General features: G+C 68.5%; 18 protein-coding genes. 10 read left to right on the top strand and 8 right to left on the bottom strand.

Translation table 11 applies throughout. The features are described 5' to 3' along the window. Window positions 1-3 precede the first annotated feature (3 nt). The 9 genes from HDC94_RS14005 to HDC94_RS13965 all read left to right on the top strand — a co-directional run bounded on the left by HDC94_RS14005 (window position 4) and on the right by HDC94_RS13965 (window position 8730). Entirely contained in the window at window positions 4-1509 is a 1506-nt protein-coding gene (locus HDC94_RS14005; protein WP_308495736.1) for a D-alanyl-D-alanine carboxypeptidase, read from the top strand. 14 nt (window positions 1510-1523) lie between these two features. After that, the gene (locus HDC94_RS14000) at window positions 1524-2117 is read left to right on the top strand and encodes an isochorismatase family protein (protein WP_179498591.1); all 594 of its coding nucleotides are present in this window, start codon (window positions 1524-1526) and stop codon (window positions 2115-2117) included. Continuing rightward, a complete protein-coding gene (locus HDC94_RS13995) occupies window positions 2114-3583 on the top strand; it encodes an NAD-dependent succinate-semialdehyde dehydrogenase (protein WP_179498589.1) in 1470 nt (489 codons plus the stop codon). Before HDC94_RS14000 ends, HDC94_RS13995 begins: the two co-directional genes overlap by 4 nt. Window positions 3584-3730: 147 nt before the next feature. Beyond that, on the top strand, window positions 3731-4219 hold the full coding sequence (locus HDC94_RS13990) for a histidine kinase (RefSeq protein WP_179498587.1): 489 nt from the start codon (window positions 3731-3733) through the stop codon (window positions 4217-4219). A gap of 76 nt (window positions 4220-4295) precedes the next feature. Then, window positions 4296-5141, top strand: coding sequence for a DUF4097 family beta strand repeat-containing protein (locus HDC94_RS13985; protein WP_179498585.1), 846 nt, complete (start codon window positions 4296-4298; stop codon window positions 5139-5141). Window positions 5142-5168: 27 nt separating this feature from the next. Further along, a complete protein-coding gene (locus HDC94_RS13980) occupies window positions 5169-6110 on the top strand; it encodes an ATP-binding cassette domain-containing protein (RefSeq protein ID WP_179498583.1) in 942 nt (313 codons plus the stop codon). Then, entirely contained in the window at window positions 6107-6919 is an 813-nt protein-coding gene (locus HDC94_RS13975; protein WP_179498581.1) for an ABC transporter permease, read from the top strand. The genes HDC94_RS13980 and HDC94_RS13975 overlap by 4 nt, the downstream gene beginning before the upstream one ends. 102 nt (window positions 6920-7021) lie before the next feature. Continuing rightward, entirely contained in the window at window positions 7022-7816 is a 795-nt protein-coding gene (locus HDC94_RS13970) for an RNA methyltransferase (RefSeq protein ID WP_179498579.1), read from the top strand. 104 nt (window positions 7817-7920) lie between these two features. Further along, window positions 7921-8730, top strand: coding sequence for a hypothetical protein (locus HDC94_RS13965; protein WP_179498577.1), 810 nt, complete (start codon window positions 7921-7923; stop codon window positions 8728-8730). A 116-nt stretch (window positions 8731-8846) separates the two neighbouring features. Here HDC94_RS13965 and HDC94_RS13960 read toward each other — a convergent pair whose 3' ends face one another. The 8 genes from HDC94_RS13960 to HDC94_RS13925 all read right to left on the bottom strand — a co-directional run bounded on the left by HDC94_RS13960 (window position 8847) and on the right by HDC94_RS13925 (window position 17960). Beyond that, window positions 8847-10700: an ABC transporter ATP-binding protein gene (locus HDC94_RS13960; protein ID WP_179498575.1), complete on the bottom strand. Its 1854-nt coding sequence runs from the start codon at window positions 10698-10700 to the stop codon at window positions 8847-8849. Between the two features lie 106 nt (window positions 10701-10806). Beyond that, a complete protein-coding gene (locus tag HDC94_RS13955; RefSeq protein ID WP_308495735.1) occupies window positions 10807-12204 on the bottom strand; it encodes an MFS transporter in 1398 nt (465 codons plus the stop codon). Between the two features lie 48 nt (window positions 12205-12252). Then, window positions 12253-12726: a 6,7-dimethyl-8-ribityllumazine synthase gene (gene ribH, locus HDC94_RS13950; RefSeq protein WP_179498573.1), complete on the bottom strand. Its 474-nt coding sequence runs from the start codon at window positions 12724-12726 to the stop codon at window positions 12253-12255. Next, entirely contained in the window at window positions 12723-14033 is a 1311-nt protein-coding gene (gene ribA, locus HDC94_RS13945; RefSeq protein WP_179498571.1) for a GTP cyclohydrolase II, read from the bottom strand. Before ribA ends, ribH begins: the two co-directional genes overlap by 4 nt. Continuing rightward, window positions 14030-14668 carry a riboflavin synthase gene (locus HDC94_RS13940; RefSeq protein WP_179498569.1) on the bottom strand — a complete coding sequence of 213 codons (639 nt, stop codon included), beginning with the start codon at window positions 14666-14668 and terminating at the stop codon, window positions 14030-14032. The genes ribA and HDC94_RS13940 overlap by 4 nt, the downstream gene beginning before the upstream one ends. Before the next feature lie 2 nt (window positions 14669-14670). After that, window positions 14671-15690, bottom strand: a complete 1020-nt coding sequence (ribD, locus tag HDC94_RS13935) for a bifunctional diaminohydroxyphosphoribosylaminopyrimidine deaminase/5-amino-6-(5-phosphoribosylamino)uracil reductase RibD (RefSeq protein WP_179498567.1) — start codon at window positions 15688-15690, stop codon at window positions 14671-14673. A gap of 410 nt (window positions 15691-16100) precedes the next feature. Next, a complete protein-coding gene (gene trpS, locus HDC94_RS13930; protein ID WP_179498565.1) occupies window positions 16101-17105 on the bottom strand; it encodes a tryptophan--tRNA ligase in 1005 nt (334 codons plus the stop codon). Window positions 17106-17114: 9 nt separating this feature from the next. After that, window positions 17115-17960: an exodeoxyribonuclease III gene (locus tag HDC94_RS13925; protein WP_179498563.1), complete on the bottom strand. Its 846-nt coding sequence runs from the start codon at window positions 17958-17960 to the stop codon at window positions 17115-17117. A gap of 473 nt (window positions 17961-18433) precedes the next feature. Here HDC94_RS13925 and HDC94_RS13920 point away from each other — a divergent pair, with 473 nt between their 5' ends. Further along, window positions 18434-24970 carry a DUF11 domain-containing protein gene (locus HDC94_RS13920; RefSeq protein ID WP_179498561.1) on the top strand — a complete coding sequence of 2179 codons (6537 nt, stop codon included), beginning with the start codon at window positions 18434-18436 and terminating at the stop codon, window positions 24968-24970. Window positions 24971-25030: the final 60 nt, after the last annotated feature.

The following is a 25030-nucleotide window of genomic DNA, read 5'->3' as shown; positions in this document are numbered from 1 at the left end:
CGAGTGACGGATTCGCAGGACTCGCAGCCGACCGAGGCCCTCAGCCGACGTGAGCTGCGCGAGGCGCGGGCGCTCGAGGAGTCGGCATCCGCAGCGGGTTCGCGCGGCGCGAAGGCCGGGGCATCCGGGGGGCTTGCCGGTCACATCCGCAGGCATCCGACGGCGTGGCTCGCGGCATCGCTGAGCGTTGCGTTCCTCCTCCTCGGCACGGGCGCGGTGTTCCTCGGTGCATCGACGGGCACCCGGGCGACGGTCGCTGCACCGGTTCCGACCCCGACGGAGACGCCCAGGCAGGTGCCGGCGAGCATTCCCGCGGCCAGCCACCTACGCACCTGCTCGGTGGCGAGCATCCTCGCCGATCCGCGCCTGTCGAACTTCTCGGGATACGTCGTCAACGCGAACACGGGCGAGGTGCTCCTCGATCGCGGGGGCACCACCCCTCAGCGCACCGGAAGTGTGCTCAAGACGCTGACCGCGGCCGCGGCACTGCAGACGCTCGGCCCTGGCGGCCAGTTCACCACCCAGGTGCTCGACGGCGACACGCCTGGCGTGATCGTGCTCAAGGGTGGCGGTGACCCGACGCTCGCGACGACGCCCGCGACGGTGTACTCGGGCGCGCCGCTGATCTCCGACCTCGCGACGAGCGCCATGGCTCGCTACCAGCAGCTGCACCCCGGCGTGCCCGTCACCCAGATCGTGCTCGACTCGACGATGTGGGACCCGAACGACAAGTGGGATGACTCGTGGCTCCGCAAGGAGCAGGCGGACGGCTACCAGGCCGAGGTGACCGCACTCATGGTCGACGGTGGCCGCGCTGACCCGTCGGCGACGGTGAGCGTGCGCTCGAGCGACCCGGTCGGGGGCGCGGGTCGGGCGTTCGCGAGTGCCGCGGGACTGCGCACCGCGACCTTCACGACCGGCACCGCCACGGGCACGACCGTACTCGCGGAGGTCTCGTCGCAGCCGATCAGTGTGCTCATCCCGCAGATGATGTCGTGGAGTGACAACGTGCTCGCCGAGAACATGGCGCGGGTGACCTCGATCGCTGCAGGCTTCGACGGCAGCTCCGGTTCGCTCGCGCAGGCCATCCCCGGCGCGCTCGTCGCCCTGGGGCTGGATGCCTCGGGCGTGACCATCCGCGATGGCTCCGGCCTGAGCGATCTCAACGCCGTGCCCGGCTCGTTCATCACGTCGCTCATGAGCAAGGCACGCACCGGCGAGCAGAACCTCGGCATCATGTTCAACGCCCTCCCGGTGTCGGGCATGAGTGGCACCCTCTCCGGGCGATTCACGGGCGCGAACGCGATAGCGGCGGGTTCCGTGATCGCCAAAACGGGCTGGATCGATACCGCGTACACCCTCGGCGGCGTGGTCAACGCTGCGGATGGCACTCCGCTCGCGTTCATGTTCGCCTCCATCCGCGACGGCATCAGCTCGGATGCGAAGGAGGCGCAGGACACCCTCGCCACCGGGCTGTACACGTGCGGCGACAACCTCTCCAACACCTGACGAGACGAGGCGATATGAGCTCGGCACTCTTCATCATCGATGTGCAGAACGACTTCACGGAGGGCGGGGCGCTCGGGGTCGACGGCGGAGCGGCAGTCGCGGCCGGGATCACCGAGATGCTCGAGCGCGAGCATCCGTACGACATCATCGTGGCTTCGCGTGACTGGCACGACGGTCACAACGACAACGGCGGGCACTTCCACCCTGAGCCTGACTACGTCGACAGCTGGCCAGAGCACTGTGTCGCCGGAACCGAGGGAGCCGAGTACCACCCCGACCTCGACACCGAGCACATCGACATTCACGTGCGGAAGGGGCAGGGCAAGCCCGCCTACTCGATCTTCGAGGGTGTGACCGATGACGGGGAGACCGTTCCGGAGGCCCTCGATCGGCTGGGCATCACCGACATTGACGTCGTGGGTATCGCGACCGACTACTGCGTTCTCGCCTCGGCGCTCGATGCGGTCGAGGCCGGCCGCCACGTGCGTGTGGTCACCGATCTCGTCGCGGGTGTCGCCGACGAATCCAGCGCCGCGGCGCTGAAGAAGCTCGAGGCCGCCGGGGTCGACCTGGTGTCCAGCGAGGATGTCGCGAAGGGACAGTCATGACGATCAGCGAAGCCGACCTGCTGGCGAAGGTGCCGGACGGCCTGTTCATCGGGGGCGAGTGGGTCGAGTCGACCTCGGGACGCAGCATCGACGTCCAGGACCCGTCAACGGGAAGCGTGATCAAGACGATCGCCGATGCATCCGTTGCCGATGGCGCCCGGGCGCTCGACGCGGCCGTCGCCGCCCAGGAGTCGTGGGCTGCGACACCGCCCCGCGTGCGCGGCGAGATCCTCCGCAGCGCGTTCGACCTGCTGCAGGAGCGTGCGGATGAGTTCGCGCTGCTCATGACCCTGGAGATGGGCAAGCCGCTCGCCGAGGCGCGCGGTGAGGTCACCTACGGTGGTGAGTTCCTGCGCTGGTTCAGCGAGGAGGCCGTGCGCATCACCGGTCGCTACGGGTCCAATCCCGAAGGAACCGGCCGGATGATCGTCACCCACCTCCCCGTGGGTCCGTCGTACCTCATCACCCCCTGGAACTTCCCGCTGGCGATGGCGACCCGCAAGATCGCGCCAGCCATCGCGGCCGGCTGCACGTCCGTCATCAAGCCGGCCGAGCTCACGCCCCTCACGACCCTCTACTTCGCGCGGCTGCTCGAGGACGCCGGGTTGCCTGCCGGCGTCGTGAACGTCATCACGACCTCGACCTCGGGCGAGGTGTCGGAGCCGATCATCGCCGACCCGCGCCTGCGCAAGCTCTCGTTCACCGGATCCACCCACGTCGGCCAGGCCCTGCTGCGGCAGGCCGCCGGGGGAGTGCTGCGCACTTCCATGGAGCTGGGCGGCAACGCGCCCTTCCTCGTGTTCGAGGATGCCGACCTGTCGGCGGCGGTGGACGGCGCGATGGCTGCCAAGTTCCGCAACATCGGCCAGGCCTGCACGGCGGCGAATCGGTTCATCGTGCACGAGTCGGTGGCCGACGAGTTCGCGCGCCTCGTCACGGAGCGGGTCTCCGGCATGAAGGTCGGTCGCGGCACCGAGGAGGGTGTGACGATCGGTCCGCTCATCAACGACGCAGCAGTCGCGAAGGCCGACGAGCTCGTCCAGGACGCGGTGTCGCGTGGTGCCTCGGTGCTCACCGGCGGCACCGTGCTCGATCGGGATGGCACCTTCTACGCGCCCACGGTGGTCTCCGGTGTTGCGGCGGGCAGTGACATCCTGCGCGAGGAGATCTTCGGACCGGTGCTGTCGATCATCACGTTCACTGACGAAGCGGATGCCGTGGCCAAGGCCAACGACACCGAGTACGGTCTCGTCTCCTACGCCTACACCCGCGATCTCGCGCGCGGGCAGCGGCTTATCGAGTCGCTGCAGACGGGGATGATGGGGCTCAATGTCGGCGTCGTCTCGAATGCTGCTGCACCGTTCGGCGGGGTCAAGTCGTCCGGGGTCGGGCGCGAGGGTGGGTTCGAGGGAATCCACGAGTACCTCGAGACGAAGTACGTGCTGACGCCGAATCCCTTCGCGTAAGTCTCGCGGGTCGGGTGGGGGCCGCCTTTGAGGGTTTCTGCCCGTAGACGCCAACCACGCCGGAAACCCTCAAAGGCGGCCCCCACCCTTCAACGTGACACCACAATTGCTTGACCATGACACCATAGTGGTGTCATAGTGGTGCACATGGAACTTTCGCCTTACGTCGCCGACCTCCAGCGGCAGCTCGTCGAGTCGGCCGAGAACGGGTCTGACGAGACGCGGGCCGTCGCCGAACGGCTCGTCGCCGGTCTGGATGCCACGGCTCGCCTCGTCCTCCTCGAGGTGCTCTCCGCTGCCGCCGGTGAGATCACGCGCGACCTCGCACCCGGTTCGGTCGACGTTCGTCTGCGCGGACGAGACGTCGAGTTCGTCGTGGCCGCTGCGCCAGCCGACGCCGAAGCTGACGAGGTGAGCGCGGCATCCGTCGACCTCGACGACACGAGCACCTCGCGCACCACCCTGCGACTGCCGGACGCTCTGAAGGCCCGCGTCGACGACGCGGCCGCGGCCGACGGACTCTCGGTGAACACCTGGCTGGTGAGGGCGGTTGCGGCCGCCCTGCAGCCGAAACAACGCCGGTCGGCGCAGCGCTCGCTGCGCACCGGCAGCGACTTCGCGGGGTGGGCCCGCTAGGCGGGCGACCCCGAAGCACCCTCGCCCCGCATCCCGCGGGGAGATCGAACACGCCCACAGAAAGGGAGGCGCCAGCATGCCCACATTCAGTACGCCCACACCGATCGACCTCGCGATCAACCTCCAGGTCGGCATCATCGAGATCGTCGCGAGCGACCGTGGCGACACCGTCGTGACGGTTTCGCCGACGAACCCGTCCAAGGCGGTCGACCGCCGCGGGGCGGAGGAGACGCGCGTCGACTTCGACGGGCAGCGCCTCACGATCGTCGGCCCCAAGCCGCGTCTCAGCATCATCGGCCCCACGGAGTCGGTCGACCTGCGGGTCGAGATTCCGACGGACTCGCGCCTCACGGTGGAGATCCCCGTGGGTGCCGTGAACGCGACGGGTCGACTCGGCGCGACGCGCATCAAGGCCTCCACGGGAGGTGTCGAGCTGGAGACCACTGGAGACCTGTGGCTGCGGGCATCCCACGGCAACGTGACCGTCGACAGCGTCGACGGCTCAGCGGAGATCACGGCCGACCACGGCCAGATCCGCCTCGGCGTCGTCACCGGCGATGCCCTGCTCAAGGCCTCGCACGGCAGCGTGACGATCCGGGAGTCCGGCGGCGACGTGGAGGCGAAGCTCTCGTACGGCGACATCGAGATCGATCGCGCGCTCGCGTCGGTGGCGGCCACGACGGCCTACGGGAGTGTACGCCTGCGTGAGGCGTCGAGCGGCAGCATCCAACTCGACAGCGGGTACGGGGCCATCACGGTCGGCGTGCGCGAGGGGGTTCCCGCGTGGCTTGACCTCTCCTCCCGCGAGGGCCGCGTGCGCAACCAGCTCGAGGGGGATGCCGCCCCCTCCGGGTCCGAGTCGACAGTGGCCGTGCGTGCGCGCACCCAGTTCGGCGACATCTCCATCCAACGCGCCCGCTGAGCGGGCCACCAGAGAAAGGCACGACGCATGACCCCAGCAATCGACGTCCGCGGGCTTCGCAAGTCGTACGGCCCCAAGCGCGTCCTCGACGGTGTCGACCTCACCGTCGAGGCCGGCACGGTCACCGCCCTGCTCGGCCCCAACGGCGCGGGCAAGACCACGACCGTCCACATCCTCTCGACCCTCCTGCGACCGGACGGGGGCACGGCCCTCGTGGGCGGCCACGACGTCGTTCGTGATGCGGAGGGGGTACGGGCATCCATCGGCCTGACCGGGCAGTTCTCGGCGGTCGACAACCTCATCACGGGCGAGGAGAACCTGCTGCTCATGGCCAGGCTGCGCCACCTCGGCGCGAAGCGATCGAAGCAGCGGGTCGCCGAGCTGCTCGAGCAGTTCGACCTCGTGGAGGCCGCGCGCAAACCGCTCGCGACCTACTCGGGCGGGATGAAACGGCGCCTCGACCTCGCGATGACGCTCGTCTCGCGCCCCGACGTGATCTTCCTCGACGAGCCGACCACGGGGCTCGACCCGCGCAGCCGGCACACGATGTGGGACATCGTGCGGGGCCTCGTCGCGGAGGGCACAACCGTGCTCCTCACGACCCAGTACCTCGACGAGGCCGACGAGCTGGCCGGCCGCATCGCCGTGCTCGACGACGGCCGCATCGTCGCGGAGGGCACCCCGGACGAGCTCAAGCGACGGGTTCCCGGTGGACACCTGACCTTGCGCTTCGACGACCTCTCGAACCTCGACGCCGCAGCGGCGCTCCTCACCGAGTCTGAGCGGGATGCCGCAGAACTCACTCTCACCGTGCCGGGCGACGGAGGCGTCGACACCCTGCGTGGTGTGCTCGACCGCCTCGCCGCCGCGGACGTCCCGGTAGCCGACCTCAGCATTCACACGCCCGACCTCGACGACGTGTTCTTCGCCCTCACCGGCCGGATCGAACAGAAGGAGACAGCATCATGACCACCATCGCCCCCTCGTACCAGACGCACGTGATCTCCGACGCGATCACGATGCTGCGCCGCAACCTCCTGCGTGCTGTGCGCTACCCCGGCCTGTCGATGTTCACCATTCTGGGTCCCGTCGTGATCCTGCTGCTCATCGTCTTCGTGTTCGGTGGCACGCTCGGCGCTGGCCTGCCCGGGGTGGACCCGGGCGCCGGGCGGGAGGCCTATCTCGCGTACGTCATGCCGGGCATCCTTCTCATCACGATCGCGGGCACGGCGAGCGGCGCCGCGATCACCGTCGCGATGGACATGACCGAGGGCATCACGGCGCGTTTCCGCACGATGTCGATCTCACGGGCGGCCGTGCTCGCGGGACACGTGCTCGGCAACACCATCCAGGCGATGATCGCGGTGGCGCTCGTGCTCGGCGTCGGGGTCCTCGTGGGCTTCCGACCCACGGCAGGGCCGCTCGAGTGGCTCGCCCTGCTCGGGATCATCGCCCTCATCTCGTTCGCGGTCAGCTGGATCGGCATCGGGATGGGGATGCAGGCGAAGACCGTCGAGACGGCGAGCAACCTGCCTCTCATCCTCACGCTCCTGCCCATGCTCGGCAGCGGGTTCGTGCCCACCGAGTCGATGCCCGTGTGGCTTCAGTGGTTCGCCCAGTACCAGCCGTTCACCCCGTTCATCGAGGCGGTGCGTGCGCTGCTTCTCGGAACCGATCCGGGCTGGAACATTCCGTTGGCCCTGGGCTGGAGCGTGGTGCTCATCGTCGTGGGCTACGTCTGGTCGATGGCGATCTACGAGCGCAAGTCGGTGCGGTAGCGCGTCCGGATCGCACCGAGAGTGCAGAAACGTCTAGTGCGGCGTGCGTCGCACTAGACGTTTCTGCGTTCTCGGCTCACGACGTGCCGATAGCATTCGGCGGTGATCATCCGCATCGACTCCCTCGACGATCCGCGCCTCGGCGACTACTCGCACCAGACGGATGTGGCGCTGAAGAAGGCGCAGGGCACCGAGCACGGGCTCTACCTGGCGGAGTCGGCGCTCGTGCTCGAGCGGGCGCTGCGGGCGGGGCACCGACCACGGTCAGTGCTGGCGCTCGGTGCCTCGGTCGACCAGGCCATTCAGCTCGTCGGTGAGGATGTTCCCGTGTTCTCGGGGCCGCCCGAGCTTCTCGAGGAGCTCACCGGCTACCTGCTCCACCGGGGCCTCATCGCCTCGATGCACCGCCCGGCCCTGCCGTCCGTCTCGTCGCTGCTCGAGGATGCCCGTCGCATCGTCATACTCGAAAACGTCGCCGACCCCACCAACGTCGGGGCGATCTTCCGCTCCGTCGCCGGCATCGGGGCGGATGCCGTGCTCGTGACGCCGCGGTGCTCAGACCCGTTCTACCGCCGTGCCATCCGCGTGTCCATGGGCACGGTGCTGCAGGTGCCGTGGACCAGGACGGGCGACTGGGGGTCTGCGCGGGAGGAGCTCGTGGCATCCGGGTTCCACGTCGCGGCGCTGGCACTCGAGCCGGGGGCCGTCGCGCTGCGTGAGTTCGCGGCATCCGCCCCGGAGCGGGTTGCGCTCATGCTGGGGGAGGAGGGCTACGGGCTCACCCGCGAGGCGCTGGACGCGGCCGACACGATCGTGCAGATCCCGATGGCCCACGGTATCGACTCGCTCAATGTGGCCGCGACCGCGGCGGTCGCGATGTACACCCTCGCGCGGTAGCAGCCGATCCACTAACGTGTAACTCCGCGCGGGGCAGAGCCCCCTCCGGCGTCGACGGACTCACCAGATGGTGGTGGGCCGGCAACCCGACGCAGCGCGCTGCGATGAACGATGCGAACCACGCCATCCGTCCGCCCCTCTCCCGCCTCGGTCTTGAGGTGACCTTTCCGCCCGACGGGCGCGATGATCCCCACCTGTCCATCAGGGTGGACGGGGTGGAACTGTCCCTCCTCTCGGGAAGTCAGATCGGATTCATCGGATTTCCGGCGGACCAGATACTGCCAGCGCCCGCGCTGTTCAGCGTCGAGGACTCGTGGATCAATGATGATTGGGACCCCAGTGACGCCTGGGCGAAACCTCCACTCCTCCAGAGCGCTGACGCCCAGCGAATCGCTCTGTACACGTGTTCGTGCGGCACGGCGGGATGCGGCGTCATCGCTCCCATCATCGCGACCGACGGCGATGTCGTCACATGGACGGACTTCCGTGATTTCACCGGCGTGTTCGTGCATCCGGATGACCCGTCGGATGGCTACGAGGGTGAACTGCTGCCGATGGATCAGGTTCGATTCGATGCATCCCAGTACCGGGAGGAGGTCATGCGGATTGCACTCGACCGCTCGTGGGAATCCCCGTCGCGGGTGACTGCCAGAATCCTTGCCATGTTGCTCGAAGAGCACCACGAGGTCATCGCGGATGCTGGGTACCGCGTCGGCTGGGTTGCGTCGGCATGGTGGAAGGAGGGTGCAGGGCGCTTCGAGTTCACGCTGGAGCGGGTGGATGCTCGTTCGAGGAACTACGTGATCGGGTTGACCGCGAAGTTCGGCACCCCGTCCGCGCGCGCGCGCTCGATGATGGATCGGCTTCTGAAGCATCCCGTCGAGGAGTGGTTCGAGCGTTTCCCCGGCCGCTAGGGAAGCGCTGGACGACGCCCCAGGCCGCGCTGAGGTTTGGTGCGCGCGCAGGCGTTTGAACCTGCGCGTCGTCACCAAACCTCAGCGCGCGGAGCGTCGCTCAGCGACGTCCAACCTCAGACGAGGAGCTGGTGCTTGGCGAGGTCCTTGTAGAGGGGGGTGGACGCGATGAGCTCGGAGTGGGTGCCGACGCCCACGACCCGGCCGTGGTCGAGAACGACGATCTGGTCGGAGTCGACGACCGTCGAGAGGCGGTGCGCGATGACGATGAGCGTGCGGTCCTGTGCCACCGCGTCGATCGCCTCACGCAGCATCTGCTCGTTGAGACCGTCGAGGGATGACGTGGACTCATCGAGCAACAGGATAGGAGGTGCCGCCAGCAGCGCACGTGCGATCGCGAGACGCTGGCGCTCGCCGCCGGAGAGCATGATGCCGGACTCGCCGACGGGCGCGTCCAGGCCGAGCGGATTGCGCTCGAGTACCTCGGTGAGGTTAACCGAGCGGAGCACCTCGACGCACTGCTCCTCCGTGGCATCCGGCGCACCGAGCAGCAGGTTCTCGCGCAGGGTGCCGGCGAGCACAGGGGCGTCCTGCTCGACGTAGCCGAGCTGCGCGCGCAGCTCGGTGCGGTCCAGGCCGCGGATGTCGACGCCGCCGAAGCGCACGACCCCGCCCGTCGGGTCGTAGAAGCGCTCGATGAGCGCGAGGATGGTGCTCTTGCCAGCGCCGGACGGGCCGACGAGGGCCGTGCGCTGCCCGCGGGGTGCCGTGAACGAGACGCCTCGGAGTACAACGCGGTCCGCGGCATCCTTCTCCGCTGCGGCCGCAAGCGAGGGATCGTCGGACGCGGCGTCTGGCACAGCACCCTCTGGATACGAGAACTCGACGTTCTCGAAGGAGATCGCGGCATCCGATTCGATCGCCGCCACCGGGGTGATGCGGGCGTCTCCGTCGGTCTCCGACGGGAGCGACACGATCTCCTGGATGCGCCCGAGAGCGCCCAGGGCCTGGTTGACGGAGTTGATCGCGCCGAAGGCCTGGCCGAGCGGCATGATCATCATGAACAGGAAGAGGATGAACGCCACGAGGCTCGCGACGGTGATAGCTCCGCTCGCAACGCGGAAGCCGCCGACACCGAGCACAACGAGCAGCGCGACTTGAAGCGCGATACCCGAGACGGGAACCACGAGCGCCGAGATGCGTGCCACCGCGAGACCCTGGCGCCAGGCGCCCTCCGCGTCCTTCTCGATGGCCGTCACCTCGCGGTCGGTCGCGTTCGCGGCCCGCACCGTGCGCACGGCCGAGAGCGAGCGCTCGACGGAGGCGGCGAGGTCGCCCACCTTCTCCTGCTGCTTGCGGCTGGCCACGCGGATGCGCGAGGACAGCGAGACCACGGTGATCACCGCGACCGCGATCACTGCCACCGTGAGCCCGAGCAGCACGGGGTCGATGACGAGCATCGCGATGAGCGCACCCACGAAGACGAGCGACCCGCCGACTGCGTCGACGAGGCCCTGCGTGATGACCGCGTAGAGCAGGGTCGTGTCGGAACCGACGCGGGAGACGAGGTCACCCGTGCGGCGGGTGTCGAACTCGCTGATCGGGAGCCGTAGCATCCGTCGCACGAGCTGTCGGCGGGCCGAGTACACGACCGAGGTGCCCGTGCGCTGGAGGAGATAGTGCTGGAAGCCGCTGAGCACGGCCGAGGCGACGACGAGCGCGATGAGGGCCCAGACGAGCATCCCGAGCGGGTCACCCGCCTGCACGACCGTGATGACCTGGGAGACGAGAAGCGGCTGGGCGAGCGAGGCGCCGGCGGCGAGGATGCTCAGGCCGATGACCACCGCGAGAACACCACGGTGCTCGGCGAGGTAGGGGAACAGCTGACGGAAACTGGCGCGGGGGCCGTCGTCCTTCTTCGGCGCACCAAAGGGCGAGCGCGACGGACGACCACTACGGGGGGAACTCATGCATCAAGTCTCGCTCGCGCGGGGCGTCTCCGTGTACGCCCGGGGGAGTGTTCGCTACCGGCGTCCGTACTTCGCGGAGAGCCTCCGGTATCGCGGCGGGGCGGCCCTACTTCACGCCCTTCACCGGGAGGATCGCGAGCCCACCCACCGCGGCCGCGACCGCGGAAACGACGAAGAGCCCCGTGAAGCCGCCGAGGTAGGCGACGATGAACGCCCCGAGCAGGGGCGAGACCGCTTGCGGCACGGTCGTGGCGATGTTCATGATGCCGAGGTCCTTGCCGCGCGTGTGCGAGTTGGGCAGCACCTGGGTGGCGAGGGCCTGGTCGACGGCCATGAAGCATCCGTACCCGATGCCGAGGAGGGCGCCGGCGATGAAGGTGATCGTCAGATCGGGCACGAAGGCGATGAGGAGGGCGGCGAGCCCCTGCAGGTACGCCGCGATGTAGACGAACGGCTTGCGCTTGCCGATGACGTCGCTGAGCTTGCCGAAACCGACCGCCGAGAGGATGAAGAACAGCAGGTAGACGACGGTGAGGCTCAGCAGGTCATCCTGCGCAGTCTCCTCACGCCCGAGGCCGAACATGATGAAGTACAGCAACAGGGTTGTACCGAGGGCGTTGCCGATGTTGACGAGGATGCGACTGACCAGGGTCCACCCGAAGTCGGGGTGCTTCGCGGGATTCACCCAGAACCCGCGCACGAGCGCCGACAGCGTGAACGGTGGGCGCAGCACCTTTGGCAGCACCTCGTCGGGCACGACCAGCAGGAACGGCAGCACGAGCACGATGAGCAGCAGCGCCATGAGCGGGTAGCCCGGGATGCTCGTGAGCACGATCGTGACGAGCAGGATGCCGAGCACCGTACCGATCGCCTGCGGGGCGGAGACCCAGCCCGAGACGATGCCGCGCTGGCCGACGGGAACCTGGTCGGAGATCGTCGCGGTGAGGGCAGCGGTGAGCATGCAGAACCCGATCAGTGCGATCGACCAGAAGATGCCGACACCGACGATGGATGTCTGGAGCCCGAGCAGCACGAGGGCAACGGCGAACACGACCGTGCCCGCGAGGATCCACGGTCGGCGGCGTCCGTAACGCGACGTGGTGCGGTCGGAGAGTGCACCCGTGAGCGGGTACGCGATGAGCGCGCAGGCCCCCGCGATCCCCGAGATGATGCCGAACGCGACCACACTCTCGGTCCAGTCGGTGGGCTTCAGCAGGAAGTCGACCTGCAGGGGGAGTAGCAGCTGGATGGGCGTGAGCTGTGCCATCCAGATGCCGAGCCACGCTGTCGCGAACAGCGCGATCCAGCCGCCGCCGACGCGACGGGTCGGTTCCGCGAACGGCGTGAACGTGCGCGCGGGGGCGGCCCGTCGTCCGCGCTTGCCCGGCTCGGGTGCCGGCGCCGGTGTGCTCGCTCCGGGTGGCGGTGGCAGATCCGTCGGGGGCCCGACCGGCGCGCCGGAGGGAAGGTTGGACGGTGGACCCGGAGGAGTGGTTGCGGTCACAGCCACAGGCTACCCGGCACACACCGCCGACCGCGGCTCATTTTCCCGTCAGGATGCGCGGAGATCCCGCAGCACGAGTGCGGTGGCGATGGCGGCCTCGGCAGCCTCCGCGCCCTTGTCCTCCTTCGAGCCGGGAAGCCCGGCGCGATCGAGTCCCTGCTGCTCGTCCTCCAGCGTCAGTACGCCGAAGCCGACGGGCTTGCCGGTCAGCAGCGACACCTGGGTGAGGCCCGAGGTCGCGGCATCCGACACGTACTCGAAGTGCGGAGTGCCGCCACGGATGATGACGCCCAGCGCCACGACAGCGTCTGCCCCGGCCTCGAGTGCCGCCTTGCTCGCCACCGGCAGCTCGAAGGAGCCGGGAACACGCACCTCGGTCACTTCTGCACCGGCCTCCGCGAGCGAGCGCCGCGCGCCCTCCAGCAGTCCGTTCGTGATCTCCTCGTGCCAGCGGCCCGCGACGATCGTGACCTTGAGGCCCGTTCCGTCGGAGTGGATAGTGGGCGAACCTGCGCCGCTCATGCGATTCCCTTCGTGGTCGGGGCCGTTGCCCCGGTGTTCTCGGTGAACGCGACCTCCGCGTCCAGCACCGCGTCGCTCGGGAGCAGATGCCCCATGCGATCGCGCTTGGTCTCGAGGTAGGCCTCGTTGAACTCGCCGACACCCACGACGAGCGGCACCTGCCCGAGCACGGTCATGCCGTGGTCGGAGAGCTGGAGCACCTTGTCGGGGTTGTTGGTGAGCAGTCGGATCTCGGTCAGCCCGAGGTCGTTCAGGATGTCGACGGCGGCGCCGTAGTCGCGGGCGTCGGCCGGGAACCCGAGTGCGATGTTGGCGTCGAGTGTGTCGAGCCCAGCTTCCTGCAGGCGATAGGCCTTGAGCTTGTTGATGAGGCCGATGCCGCGACCCTCGTGTCCGCGCATGTACACGACCACGCCGCCCTCACGCTGGATCTCGTCGAGCGCGGCGCTCAACTGCGGGCCGCACTCGCACTTCTCCGAGCCGAAGACCTCGCCGGTCAGGCACTCCGAGTGAACACGCACGAGCGCGCCGTTCGTCGGGTCGCCCGCCACGATCGCGAGGTGGTCGGCACCCGTCGTGCGGTCGCGGTACGCGCGGAACCGGAACGCGCCGTGCGTCGTCGGGATGGTCGTCTCCACCTCGAACGTCACCCGCGAGCTCTCGGGGATCTCCACGGCGATCGGCACATCGGTGTCGCAGTGGAACTCCTGCAGGTACTCGATGAGGGCCGCGATCGTGATGACGGGGAGGTCGTTGTCCGCACCCAGCTGGATGAGGCCGGGCAGGCGCATCATCTCGCCGTCCTCCGCCACGATCTCCGCGATGGCACCCACGGGCATGAGGCCCGCGAGCTTGAGAAGGTCGACCGCCGCCTCGGTGTGGCCGGGGCGCACACGCACTCCGCCGTCGCTCGCGCGCAGCGGGAGGATGTGGCCGGGGCGACGCAGGCGCGACGGGGTCGCCGTGGGGTCGGCCAGCACCCGGAGGGTGTGGGCACGGTCGGCTGCGCTGATGCCCGTGCTCAGGCGGTCCGCGGCATCCACCGAGATCGTGTACGCGGTGCCGAGGGGGTCCTGGTTGTCGGCGACCATGAGCGGGAGCTCGAGGCGGTCGGCGAGCTCGTTGGACATGGGCGCGCAGACGAACCCGGAGGTGTGCCGGATGGTCCAGGCGAGCCACTCCTGTGTCGCGAACTGGGCGGCGAGAATGACGTCGCCCTCGTTCTCGCGGCTCTCGTTGTCGACCACGATCACGGGGCGTCCGGCGCGCAGAGCGTCGAGGGCTGCGGGGATGTCGGCGAGGCTCATGATGTGGCTCCGTTCTCTCCGTCGCTGGTGGTTGAGGCTCTCGAAACCGAGAACTCGTTCATCCGCAGCACGTGGCGCGCCAGGATGTCCGTCTCGATGTTGACGCGGTCGCCCACGCCGAGCGCACCAAGGGTCGTGGCCTCGAGTGTCTCGGGGATGAGGGACACCTCGAACCAGTCCGGCCCCACCGCGCTCACCGTAAGGGAGACACCATCCACCGCGATCGACCCCTTGCGGGCGACGAGGGGTGCCTCCTCCGGGGAGAGGCTGAAGCGGATGACTCGCCACGCGCTCCCCGGAGTGATCGAGACGACCGTCGCTGTGCCGTCGATGTGACCCTGCACGATGTGCCCGCCGAGACGGTCGCCCACCTGCATGGCCCGCTCGATGTTGACGCGGCGGCCCGGGGTGAGGGCCGAGAGGGTGCTCATGTCGATGGTCATCGCCATGACGTCGGCGGTGAACCAGTCCGGTCCCTGGTCGATCACCGTGAGGCACACACCGCTCACCGAGATCGAGTCGCCGTGGCCCGCATCCGAGGCGGCGAGGGGCGCGCGAACCGTCAGGCGCGCGGCATCCCCGGCCTGGTCCCAGGCGACGACCTCGCCCAGCTCTTCGATGATTCCGGTGAACATGGTTACTCCTTTGCCGGGGTGGCGGGTCGTGCAGTGATGAGGATGTCGTCGCCGAGCGATTCGACAGCCGTGAAGGTCAGGTCGATCGCGTCGCCGATCGAGGGGAGACCGAGGTCGCCCACCGCGGTGCGGGGCCCCCCGATGAGCTTGGGCGCGATGTACACGAGGTACTCGTCGACGCGGCCGGCGGCGATGAGCGCACTCGCGAGCGTCGGCCCGCCCTCGACGTAGGCCCGACGGATGCCACGGCCGAACAGGTCGCGCAGCACGAGATCGAGGTCCCGGGTGCCGGCCGCCACGTACCCGCGCTGCCGAAGCTTCGCGTTCTCCGGCACGGGCCGCTCACCGATCACGACAGGCAGCGGCTGATGCTCCAGGAATTCGCCGGCGTCGCCCCGGGCGGTGAGGCTCGGGTCGTCGGCAATGACCGTGCCAGTGCCGACGAGTATCGCGTCGGCCTCGGCGCGCTGCTCGTGCACGCGCTGGCGTGCTGCCGTTCCGGTGATCCACTGGCTCGAGCCGTCGGCGGCGGCCGAGCGGCCGTCGAGGCTCGCGGCCCACTTCAGCGTCACCCACGGGGTGCCCCTGCGGGTTGCGGTAAGCCACTTCTCGAGGAACGTCTCGGCCTCGTCCTTGAGTACACCCTGGACCGTCTCGACGCCCGCGTTGCGGAGGTGCTCTGCACCGCCCGCGGAGGCCCGGCCCGGGTCATCCACCGCGTAGACGACGCGAGCGACGCCGGCCTCGATGAGCGCGACACTGCAGGGGCCCGTGCGGCCGTGATGGTTGCAGGGTTCGAGGGTGACGACGGCGGTGAGACCGCGGGCGTCGGCGACCTTGGAGAGCGCGTCGACCTCGGCGTGTGCCGTGCCCGCGCCGCGGTGCCAGCCCTCGGCGACGATCTCGCCCTCGGGAGAGAGGAGCACGCAGCCGACCTGCGGGTTGCCGCCCGTCACGGGACCATTGGCGGCGAGGCTCAGGGCGTGGCGCATTGCGGCCTCGTAGAGCTCTGGCTGGGGCATCCGGTGTTCCTGTCCTCGTGGAAGACGGACTCCGGGGGTTGGTCGAACGACCTGTGCCCATGGCAGGCGCCTGGGCACCCGTGCATCCTCTCATCCGGACTGAGAGGCCTTTCGACCTCATTACCGTCGGTACCGGAATTCCACCAGTTCAACCCTTGCGGGTTCGCGGACTGTCACCGCCGGTTCGGACTTTCACCGACCCCGGAGCACGTACTACTGCTGACGAGTGTAACGCGGCACCCTCCCCGGTATTCCCGGGGTTACCCCGTGAGACGCCGACGCACCCGCCCGCCCGGTGTTGTTTTTCTCCCAAGGAGCGCGCTGGTTAGCGAGGTGTGTGCATATTAGCGCGCGGAGTGTCAGTCAGCGCGCTCTTTGGGAGGAAAGGAAGAGGGGAGGTGCACGTCGTGCTACGGGCGGGGGAGGAAACCCACGGCGTCGTAGACACGGCGGAGGGTGGCATCTGCGATCTCGGCTGCACGGTCGGCGGCAGCGCCGAGGATGCGGTCCAGCTCAGCCGGGTCGGCGAGCAGCTCGAGGGCGCGCTCGCGGATGGGCCCGAATTCGGATGCCACGACCTCAGCCACTTCGCCCTTCAGGTCCCCGTACCCCTTGCCGTCGAACTGGACCTCCAACTCCTGCACCGTCCGCCCGGACAGCACCGAGTGGATCGTCAGCAGGTTGGACACGCCAGCCTTGTTCTCACGGTCGAAGCGCACCTCGCGCTGGTCGTCAGTCACGGCAGACTTGATCTTCTTCGCAAGTCGGCCAGGCTCATCGAGCAGCCAGAGCACGCCAGAGTCGGACGCCGCCGACTTGGACATCTTGGAGCCCGGCTCCTGCAGGTCGTAGACCTTCGCGGTCTCCTTGAGGATCTGCACCTTCGGCACGACGAACGTCTCGCCGAAGCGCGAGTTGAAGCGCGCAGCGAGGTCGCGTGTGAGTTCGATGTGCTGGCGCTGGTCCTCGCCCACGGGCACCACGGTCGCGTCGTAGAGCAGGATGTCGGCTGCCTGCAGGATCGGGTAGGTGAACAGGCCGACGGACGCCGAGTCGGCGCCCTGCTTCTGCGACTTGTCCTTGAACTGCGTCATACGGCTGGCCTCGCCGAACCCGGTGATCGTGTTGAGTACCCACGCGAGCTGCGGGTGCGCGGCCACCTGCGACTGCACGAAGAGGGTCGAGGTCGAAGGGTCGATGCCCGCGGCGATGTACTGGGCTGCGGTGCGACGCGTCTGTTCCCGCAGTTGCTTCGGGTCCTGCGGCACGGTGATCGCGTGCAGGTCGACGACGCAGAACACTGCGTCGTGGGTGACCTGCATGTCGCGCCACTGCAGCAGCGCCCCCATGTAATTGCCGAGGTGGAGCGAATCGGCGGAGGGCTGCATACCGGAGAAGAGGCGGGGCTTGGTCACCCGCCAAGCTTAAAGGCTGTAGTCCACCACCACGGGCGCGTGGTCGCTCCAGCGCTGGTCGTACGCCGCGGCGCGATCCACCGTGTAGTCCACGACGGTCGCAGCGAGGTCCGGGGTGGCGACGTGGTAGTCGATGCGCCACCCGGTGTCGTTGTCGAACGCCTGCCCGCGCTGCGACCACCAGGTGTACGGCCCGTCGACCTCGCCAGCCCAGCGGCGCCCGACATCCACCCAACCGAGTCCGGGTGCGACCGTGCCGTCGACACCCTCGACCGGCTCGCCAGCAGGCCCGAAGAAGCGGTCGAAGTAGGCGCGCTCACGGGGAAGGAACCCTGCGTTTTTGCGGTTGCCCTTCCAGTTGCGGATGTCGAGCTCCCGGTGCCCCACGTTGAGATCCCCGAGCACGACGGCGAGGGGCGAATGCGCCCGCAGCTCCGGCAGACGAGCGGTCATGGCATCCAGGAACTTCCACTTCTCGTCCTGCTTGGGCGTGTCCACCTCGCCGGAGTGCACGTACGTCGACACCACCGTGACGATGCGCCCGCGAACCTCGTAGTCCGCCTCGAGCCAGCGCCCGGCAGTGTCGAAGTCGTCGGCACCGAGGCTGACGCGGTGGATGCTCGCCCGGTCGCGCGACGCGATCGCCACACCCGCGCGGCCCTTCGCGGTCGCCGCGTCGTGGAGGATGCTCCACTCCGGGCCGAGCAGCGTTTCGAGGTCGCTCGTTGCGGCGCGCACCTCCTGCAGGGCGAGGATGTCGACGCCTCGGGAGTCGAGCCATTCGCCCATCCCCTTGCGGAAGGCGGCACGAACGCCGTTGGTGTTGACGGTGGCAATTCTGAGTGGTGCGGCCATGGTGTGAGCCTATCCAGCACGCCGGACATCGGTGCCGATGCCGACCCGGGGTGCGTCGAATCCCACGGCGACGTGGGAGCGCGACCACGGTGGGGACGGACAAAGCTGTCTGTCCCCCCAGAGATGGGGGGTAGCGGGCCCGGAATATCGGTGGAATACTCTCCGGAAGGTAAAAGCGAACCCGAATCCGCTTTTACCCCATCGCCTACCGACGCGACCTCGTACCCGCCGGACGTGGCTTGCGAACACTGCCCCCATAACCCGATACCCCCGAACCCGATACCCGAAGCCCCGCTTACCAACCGGCGCCCACGCCCGGTGGCGGGTCATCCGCGTCCGAGCAGACCCGACCGCCTCCGTGCGGCTGCCAGCGGGTGGCCCGCCTCCGCCCGCGCGCGCAGAAACACGGCACCACGATGCGCACGATCAGCCCCCGTTCATCCACCCCGTTCTCCGGGCACCGCAGGATCCGGATGGCACTGGCCACCGCAGCAAGTGCGGCACTCCTGGCCCTCTCGCTTCCGCTCGGTACGACGGCTGCGAGCGCGGCACCCGCAGCTCCCACGGCTGCCGCCGCGGCATCCGACCCCCAGACCATCACGGTCAAGGTGGGTGCTGTCCGCGGCTCCAGCTCGGTCGGCTCCCTTGCCGGGGTCACCCTCGAGCTGCGCACCGCAACGAACTCCAACACGGATTCGCCGGGTGCCGCCGTCGGCACGGCATGGTCGACGTGTGTGTCGGATGCCACCGGCACCTGTACCTTCTCCGTTCCCAACTCGGGTACCGGGGGTGCCAACAACGGCAAGCAGTTCTGGGTCACCCCGGTCTCGGCACCCACGGACTACTACCTCAACCCGGCCCTCGTGACCGGTGACGGCACCAACAGCGGCGGCAACCGCTTCGCCGTCACCCCCTACGCCTATCGCATGCCCGCCATGACGGGCTCCGGCACGATCACGCTGCCATCGCAGTCCGGAATGCCGTCCAACTCGTCGGTGGGTTCGCCGACGACATTCAGCGCCAGCACGGGCGAGCGCTGGAAGACCAACGGCATCCTTCCGGTCTCCCAGGCGAACAATCGTTATCAGGCGACCTGCCAGGCAGGCTTGAAGGTCGCCATCCTCTTCGACCTCTCCACCTCGATGTCCTCGAACAACAACGAGGGGATGAATGGTGCGCGGGCCGCCGGCAAGGCCTTCGTCAACTCGCTCGTGGGCACCGGTGCCCGGGTGGCGCTCTACACGTTCGGCACCAACGCGCCCAAGAACAACAGCAGCAGCGGCCAGAACTACCCGACCCTCACGACGGTGACGAGCTCGTCGGCCACGACGCTCAACGGCTACATCGACGCCTACAACGCAAGCGACATCAACTACACCAACTGGGATCGCGGGCTCTGGCAGTTGGCCCAGTCGAGCAACACCTTCGACATTGCGGTGGTCCTCACCGATGGAAACCCCACCGTCTACGGCGCGAACCCCAGCAACCCCTCGAGCCCGGTCTGGACCAACTTCCGTCACATCGAGGAGTCGATCTTCTCCGCGAATGCGCTGAAGGACAAGGGAACCCAGGTGCTGACGTTCGGCGTCGGCGACGGCATCTCCGCCGTCACCGGAGAGAACCTGCGTTCCGTGTCCGGCACCCAGGAGTGGACCGGCACCGGGTCGATCGTGAACTTCGACTACGCGAAGACGGATGACTGGGCTCTCGTGTCCAGCCAGCTCAAGGCCCTCTCCGCCGGCCTCACCTGCAAGGTCCCGATCACTGTGACCAAGACGGAACAGCTGCTGAACGGCAGCACTCAGCTCGGACAGGGCTGGACCTTCACGGCCAGCAAGACGAGCGGCTCCGGCACGCTCACCGGCACGGCAGCCCAGACCACGGGCTCCAACGGCCAGGCCAGCTGGAGCCTCGACTTCTCGTCCCCCGGCGACACCGGAACCGTGACGATCGCCGAGACGATCAAGAACTCGGCATGGCAGCTCAAGAGCGTCGTCTGCACGAACAACGGCAACGCCTTCTACAGCGGCACGAGCCTGAGCTTCGCCCTGCCCGACCTCGAAAAGGGCGACAACATCGCGTGCGCCGTCACGAACCAGCAGGTGCAGGCGAGCGTGAAGGTCGATAAGAACTGGGTGGTCAACGGCACCACCTATGCCAACGGCAGCCAGATTCCGTCGAGTCTTGCGGCCCAGCTCTCCCTCGGCGGCAGCACCCAGGCCTGGAGCACCCCGAAGGAGGGCATCCTCGTCGGCGGTACCACGTCGATCAAGGAGACCGTGACCGGCAAGCCGTCGCTCTGCACGGTGACGAGCCAGCGCCTCGACGGACCTGGAGCAACCAACGTCGATCTCTCGGGCGACAAGTCCTTCACGACCCCTGCCCTTCCCGCCGGCCTCACGACCTACACGCTCACCAATACCGTGGACTGCACGAGCGAGCTCAAGCTTGTGAAGCAGGTCATCAACGACAACGGGGGAACGGCGACGGCCGCGAACTGGACGTTGAGCTACGGGCAGAACTCCGTGGCATCCGGCACCACGAGCACCGTGGCCCCCGGCACGTATGCGCTCGCTGAGTCGACCGTCGCCGGCTACCAGCCGCGGGCCGTGAACCCGATCGTGTGCTCGGAGGGACTCTCGGGTACGTCGGTGACCGTGCCGATCGCGACGACCGTCACGTGCACCTTCTACAACGATGACGTGGCCCCGACCCTGAAGCTCGAGAAGATCGTGAGCGGTGCCGACGGCATCTCGCCCACCAACTGGACGCTCTCCGCCAAGGAGGGAGCGACCACCATCCTCTCCGGCAACGGTTCGACGGCGGTGACCACGGTGAAGGCCAACACGGACTACGTGCTCTCCGAGGCGCCCAACAACTTCCCGGCGGCCTCCGACTTCGAGGCGAGCGCGTGGAGCTGCCAGTGGAACGGCCAGGGACAGTGGGTCGCGCTGGCTTCGGGTGCGCTCCCGAAGCTCGCCCTTGACGATGACGTCGTGTGCCGCATCACGAACTCGCCCATCGCCACGAGCCCGCAGATCCTCAAGACTGTCGCGCCCGTCGTTCAGAACGCGGATGGCACGTGGACCGTGACCTACACGGTGAAGGTCACCAACCCGAGCCTGTACGCCGGCATCAGTTACGACCTCGCCGACACCCTCGCCTTCGGCGGCACCATCACCAAGACCGCGACCGCCACCGGTCCGTCCGCCCAGGCGGCGTCCTGGAACGGCGTGGGCAACACCGTGCTCGCGGACGACGTGGCGCTCGCCGCGAATTCCTCGCACACCTACACGGTCACCGCGATCGCGTCGGTGCCGAACGGGGCGCCACAGTCGGTCACCGCGTGCCCCACCGACGCGGGCGACGGCGGCTTCCTCAACCGCGCGGTGCTCACCGTGGCGGGCAAGGACTACGCGGATGACGCGTGCGCGACTCCCGTGAAGCCCAGCTTCACCAAGAGCCCCGGTACCGTGACCAGCAACCCCGACGGCACGTGGACGCTCACCTACAGCCTCACCGCAACCAACAGCACCGGCATCCCGCTGTACTACGACCTCGTCGATGACCCGCAGGCGACCCTGCCCTCCGGTGTCTCGATCGTCAGTGGAAGCGCGGACGGCGGCAGCGCCTGGAACCCGCTCTCGAACACGACGGTCGCGAGCGACGCGACCCTCGCCGCGAACAGCAGCAAGGTCTGGACCGTCAGCCTCACGCTCGCCGTCGCCCCCTCGGTCTCTGCGAGCACGCTCGACTGCACCGTGTCGGGCAGCGGCATCGTCAACAGTGCAACCCTCACCTCGGGCAACCAGGTGCTGACGGGTGCCGCGTGCCTGAGCATCCCGGTGCCGACGATCGTGCACGACAAGACCGTGACCTCCACGAAGCAGAACGCGGACGGTACCTGGACGATCGTCTACGACGTCGTCGTCAGGAACACCGGAACTGTTCCGGGGCTCTACGACCTGTCCGACGAGCTCCACGTCGCCGTGCCGGACACGATCTCCGTCGTGAGCGCCTCGGCAGAGGGCATCCCAGCCTGGAACGGCGCGAGCAACCAGACCCTCGCGACGGCCCGCCTCATCGCGCCCGGTGAGTCGAACTGGCAGCACTACACGATCACTGTCGTCGCCTCGGTCGCTGAGGGTGCGACGGGCACGGCCCCGTCGCGCTGCGCTGTCGACAACGGCACGAACGGGTTCCTCAACACGGCGACCATCACAGTGGCCGGCGTCGACACGGACGACAGCGCGTGCTCGAGCCCGACGAGGCCGAACCTCACCAAGGTGCTCGTCGACTCGGCGCCCGCCGGCGGCAACACGTGGAATGTCACGTACGCGATCACGGTGGACAATTCGGCCGCCGGAGCCAGGGACGCGTACTACACGCTCACCGATGTTCCTGGGTTCTCGTCGGAGCTCGGCATCAACTCGTACACCGTCACCGAGACCTCGGCCGACCCCGCTGCCACGCTGCCATGGAACAACGGCACCATCGTCGGCGCGCCCCGGGCGCTCGCCGGGGGATCCGTCGACACCTTCGAGGTCGTCGTGAACGTCACGGTTCCCGCCGGCGTCAGCTCCGACGTGCTCGAGTGCACAGTGGAGAAGACCCCCGGCCACGGATTCCAGAACCAGGCGGCGATCGTCGTCGGAACCGACACGATCGAGAGCGTCGACTGCGGTGACATCACCGAGAGCGCCGTACCCACGATCGCCAAGTCGATCGCGGACGGCTGGCCCCGCCAGCTCGCGGATGGCACGTGGGAGATCGTCTACGACGTGACCGTCACCTCCGACAGCGAGCTCGAGGCCGTCTACAGCCTCAGCGACGAACTCGGATACGGTTCGGGCATCACCGTCAACTCCGCATCGATCGCGAGCACGGATGCCACCCCCCAGGCCTCGTGGAACGGCCAGACCAACACCACCGTCGTCACCGACCAGACGCTCGCAGGAGGGGCGGAGCACGTCTACCGCGTGACCGTCAACGCCTCGGTCTCCTCGGACGCCTACTCGAGCGGCTCCACCGCGTGCGATCCCGACCAGGTGGAGGACGGTGGCTTCCTCAACACGGTCACCCTGACGACCGGTCAGGCAACGCCGCAGACCGCAGCTGACTGCGGCAGCCCCGCGCAGCCGACGATCACTAAGACCGTCGACCCCGCCAACCCGCCAGCACTCCAGGCGGACGGCAGCTTCCTCGTGACCTACCTCGTGACGGCGTCGAACCCGTCCGGTACGCAGGTGAGCTATGACCTCGCCGACACGCTCGGCTTCCCCTCGGGCGTGACCCTCTCCGACCCGAAGGCCACCGATCCGCAGGGTGACGTCGTGGCCGACTGGGATGGCACCGTCGATACCGCCCTGGTGAAGGGTGCGCTCCTCGCCCCGGGTGCCTCCGACGTCTACACGATCACCGTGACGGCGACGGTGACCGACGAGTTCGACCTCGACGCGGCTACCTGCACGGGTGAGCCCGGCAACGGCTTCTTCAACGCGGCGACCCTGGTCTCCGGCGGAATTGCCCAGCACGCGGAGGACTGCGCCGAGATCCCCCTCGCGCGCCTGACACTGGCGAAGGTGGTGGACAACTCGGCGTTCGAGGCGCTGGATGTTCCCGAGAGTGAGCTTGCCGTGGCATCCGACTGGGTGCTGAGCGCCGAGCACGGCCAGGAATCCGGCATCGTCGGTGCGACGGGAACTGCGGATGTCACGAGCGTGCTCGTGCCCGCCGGCTCCTACGAGCTCGGCGAGGGCGTCGACCTCGACGTGGCGAAGCCCCTCCTCGACTACTACGTCGCGGGGGAGTGGGACTGCACCACCGAGGCCGTGAGCGGCGCGAGCCTTCAACTGGCCACGGGCGACGACGTGACGTGCACGATCACCAACACGGCGACCCCCGTTGACCTGTCGATCGTCAAGACCGACGGCGGTGAGGTCGACGGCGTGCCCCTCGTGCCGACGGACGAGGGAGGAACCTACGAGTACACGTTCGTGGTGACCAACCAGGGGACCATCGCGGCAACCAACGCGGTCGTCGCGGATGAGATCCCCGGCACGCTCAAGGTCGACCTCGCGTCGGTCACGAAGCCTGCTGGCTGGTCTGTCTCGCTGACGGATGCCGATGCCGACAGCTTCGGCGGCACCCTCGTCTTCACGGCCGACGAGACCTTCCCGGTCGGGGCGGTCGCGACGTTCACCTTCGACGTCACCACGGCCAGCGCACTGCCCCGGACTCCGGAGAACCCGACGGGCGCGATCCTCGACATCGTCAACACCGCAACCGTCGACAGCGACGGGGTCGAGGCCACCCCGGAGGACAACACCTCCACGGAGGAGACTCCGGTCAAGTCGATCGTCACCGCGATCGAGTCGAGCTGCCTCAAGGACGCCGCGTACGCCGACTGGAGCGTCACGCCGACGAACACCGAGACCGTCGGCGACACCCCGGTCGTGCTCATCTGGTGGACGGAGGACGCCTACCTCGCGCGTGACCGGAGCATCCCGGCATCCGACACCGCAGCCATCCTCGCCGACGGTGCCTCCTGGGTCGACACCCTGCCGGCTCCCGCCGAGGGCTGGAAGAGCGGTGTGACCGTCACGGGAACGCAGCTGTGGCCCGGTACCGAGGTGAACGCGGACGGCCAGGGCATCGCCTGGCCCGGCTGGACCAAGCAGTCGGATGGCGCGTGGAAGCTCGACCCGGCCGCGCCGTTCTACGACATCCACGAGCACGCCATCGTCGAGGTGCGGATGAATCCCGCCACGGGTTCCGCCGAGGCCTACCCGCCGGCGACGCCCGAGTGCTCCGCCCTGCCGCCGTTCGAGCCGCCGACGCTGCCGGAGCCCCCGGACAAGCCGACGCCTCCGACGCCCCCGACGACGCCGATCCCCCCGGCAGCGATCCCGCTCCTCGCCAGCACGGGTCTCAACCTCGTGGCGGGCCTGGCGGTAGGTGCAGCCCTCCTGGCCACGGGAGCCCTAACCCGCCGCCGCAAGGCGCACTAGCACCGCAGCACTAGCACTGAGCCGCATCGCGGGAGGGCGTCGCCCACAGGGCGGCACCAT

Origin of the sequence: Leifsonia sp. AK011 (assembly GCF_013410945.1) — a bacterium.
GTDB lineage: Bacteria > Actinomycetota > Actinomycetes > Actinomycetales > Microbacteriaceae > Rhodoglobus.
The sequence above is the reverse complement of the archived record's forward strand: the minus strand, read 5'-3'. Positions and strand labels throughout refer to the sequence as shown.

Coding starts and splice junctions, on each gene's coding strand:
- HDC94_RS14000 (WP_179498591.1), top strand. CDS start 1,524: ATGAGCTCGGCACTCTTCATCATCGATGTGCAGAACGACTTCACGGAG.
- HDC94_RS13995 (WP_179498589.1), top strand. CDS start 2,114: ATGACGATCAGCGAAGCCGACCTGCTGGCGAAGGTGCCGGACGGCCTG.
- HDC94_RS13990 (WP_179498587.1), top strand. CDS start 3,731: ATGGAACTTTCGCCTTACGTCGCCGACCTCCAGCGGCAGCTCGTCGAG.
- HDC94_RS13985 (WP_179498585.1), top strand. CDS start 4,296: ATGCCCACATTCAGTACGCCCACACCGATCGACCTCGCGATCAACCTC.
- HDC94_RS13980 (WP_179498583.1), top strand. CDS start 5,169: ATGACCCCAGCAATCGACGTCCGCGGGCTTCGCAAGTCGTACGGCCCC.
- HDC94_RS13975 (WP_179498581.1), top strand. CDS start 6,107: ATGACCACCATCGCCCCCTCGTACCAGACGCACGTGATCTCCGACGCG.
- HDC94_RS13965 (WP_179498577.1), top strand. CDS start 7,921: ATGAACGATGCGAACCACGCCATCCGTCCGCCCCTCTCCCGCCTCGGT.
- HDC94_RS13960 (WP_179498575.1), bottom strand. CDS start 10,700: ATGAGTTCCCCCCGTAGTGGTCGTCCGTCGCGCTCGCCCTTTGGTGCG.
- ribH (WP_179498573.1), bottom strand. CDS start 12,726: ATGAGCGGCGCAGGTTCGCCCACTATCCACTCCGACGGAACGGGCCTC.
- ribA (WP_179498571.1), bottom strand. CDS start 14,033: ATGAGCCTCGCCGACATCCCCGCAGCCCTCGACGCTCTGCGCGCCGGA.
- HDC94_RS13940 (WP_179498569.1), bottom strand. CDS start 14,668: ATGTTCACCGGAATCATCGAAGAGCTGGGCGAGGTCGTCGCCTGGGAC.
- ribD (WP_179498567.1), bottom strand. CDS start 15,690: ATGCCCCAGCCAGAGCTCTACGAGGCCGCAATGCGCCACGCCCTGAGC.
- HDC94_RS13925 (WP_179498563.1), bottom strand. CDS start 17,960: ATGGCCGCACCACTCAGAATTGCCACCGTCAACACCAACGGCGTTCGT.
- HDC94_RS13920 (WP_179498561.1), top strand. CDS start 18,434: ATGGCACTGGCCACCGCAGCAAGTGCGGCACTCCTGGCCCTCTCGCTT.